This is a genomic window from Vibrio sp. 1249-1 (assembly GCF_033340495.1).
In genome coordinates this window covers 1-582 of record NZ_JAWOWJ010000870.1, presented here as the reverse complement: position 1 = coordinate 582, position 582 = coordinate 1, and the positions used below count along the sequence as shown (strand labels likewise).

The window sequence follows — 582 nt, the reverse complement described above, 5'->3', positions numbered from 1 at the left end:
CAACAATGCGAATAGAACCGTTAATTCAAGGTGTTGTTGCTCGCTCTGCGCATCCACACGGTTGCCATGCATCCATAAAAGAGCAAATTGAATACGTAAAAAAAGCCCCGCAGATCAAAAGCGGCCCTAAACGAGTTTTAATTATTGGTGCTTCCTCCGGTTTTGGGTTAGCAGCACGTATTGCCCTAACGTTTGGCGGCGCTGAAGCAGACACCATTGGCGTCTCGTTTGAACGAGGTCCATCTGAGAAAGGGGTTGGCAGCGCAGGCTGGTACAACAACATCTTTTTCAAACAAGAAGCAACGCATGCAGGACGCACTGCAATCAATATTGTTGGTGATGCATTCTCTGACTCTGTCCGTAATGAAGTTATCGAAGCGATCGAAACCTACTTTGAAGGTGAAGTCGATTTGGTGATTTACAGCCTTGCAGCGGGCGTTCGTCCAAAACCTCATTCAGATACGTTCTGGCGCAGTGTGATTAAGCCTATTGGTGAGTCGGTTACTGGCGCTTCCATCTTACTTGAAAATGATCAATGGGTTGAAACCACGCTCGAGCCTGCCACCGAAGAGGAAGCAGAAG

Annotated in this window: 1 pseudogene; it reads left to right on the top strand. The window is 47.8% G+C overall.

Annotated elements, in window-relative coordinates:
- Window positions 1-5: 5 nt before the first annotated feature.
- Window positions 6-582 (top strand): annotated as a pseudogene (locus R7Z50_RS29385) (bifunctional NADH-specific enoyl-ACP reductase/trans-2-enoyl-CoA reductase); the annotation flags it as partial.